Genomic DNA, 1,150 nt, shown 5'->3' with positions numbered 1-1,150 from the left:
CAGGGCTGTTCCAAAGTCCTGCCGGGTGGGTGAAGTTGCTGGTCACGGGGTCATGCCGAGGAGGTGCAGGGGACGGGTGAAGGGTTCGTAGGACATCTCGCGGAGGCCGGCGGCGATGTTGGTGTGGCCGTGCTCGCGAAGCTTGTTGATCGCGAGGTTGCGCAGGGTGGCCATGTTTTCCGGGCCATAGCCGGTGCGGACTTGGGAGCGGTCCTCGTCGAAGGTGACATCGCGGATGAAGTGCAGCCGATTCTCGATCACCCACTGTGACCTCACGAGGCGGGCGATCTTCTCCGGTGACGCCTGGCGGCTGATGAGATCGGTGATCACGTAGACGGTCTCACGGGTCTGCTTCCCGCTCTTCGGGCTGGTGCGATGCCGGGTGACCCTCGCGACCTGCGCTGCGTACGGGAAGTCCAGGTCATCGACGGTGAGCACCTGAACTACCCGGGTTTCCTTGCGGCCGTGGCCCTGGCTGCGGTCGTAGAACTTCGCCCGCGCCCGCTCCCAGGGCAGTGTGCGCAGCCGCTCGTGCAGCAGCGGCCGGTTCTTCTTCACCGTGAACACGTAGTGGGCCTTCTTGGTCTCGACAAGGAAGGCGGCATGGTCACGCTGTGTGTGCAATGCGTCGGCGGTCACCACGATCCCGGTCAGGTCGAAGGGCTCCAGCAGGGCGGCGAAGCAGGTGATTTCATTCGTCTTGCCCGGCACGCGTAGCTGGGTGACCGTCCGGCCGTCACCGGTCATCGCGGCGAGCAGGTGCGCGGCCGGGGTCCGGCCGTGGCGGGAACCGCGGGCGCTCTTGCCGTCCGCGGCCACCGACTCCGCCCCGGCCGGGTTTTCACCAGCCAGGTCGGCCAGGCCGCCCGGGCAGACGGTGGAGACGATCCGTCGGATCGTCGATCTGCTCGGCGCGATCCGCACGTTCAGCGAGGTCAGCAGGCGTGCGCCAAGCCGGGCCAACGCCTGCTGCGGGGCACTGCGGGCCCACTGCCCGATCGCCGCGTACGATCGCGCACCCGCCACCACGGCGGATGCGGCGATCAGCAGCACCGCCACGAACGGGTGACGTACGCCCCGGCGATGGCGCGGGTCCGGGAGCCTGACCAGCCGCTCCGCCAACGACAGCTCCGAACACCCCGCCAGCAAC

Annotated in this window: 1 protein-coding gene; it reads right to left on the bottom strand. The window is 68.4% G+C overall.

What is annotated here, in order from left to right:
• Nucleotides 1-42 precede the first annotated feature (42 nt).
• Nucleotides 43-1,150, bottom strand: a 1,108-nt coding sequence (locus ACIRRY_RS51815) for an ISAs1 family transposase (RefSeq protein WP_403988162.1), incomplete at its 5' end; no start/stop codon positions are given.

The organism is Streptomyces sp. NPDC101776 (assembly GCF_044766845.1).
GTDB lineage: Bacteria > Actinomycetota > Actinomycetes > Streptomycetales > Streptomycetaceae > Streptomyces.
This window is presented reverse-complemented; position numbering and strand designations above follow the sequence as displayed.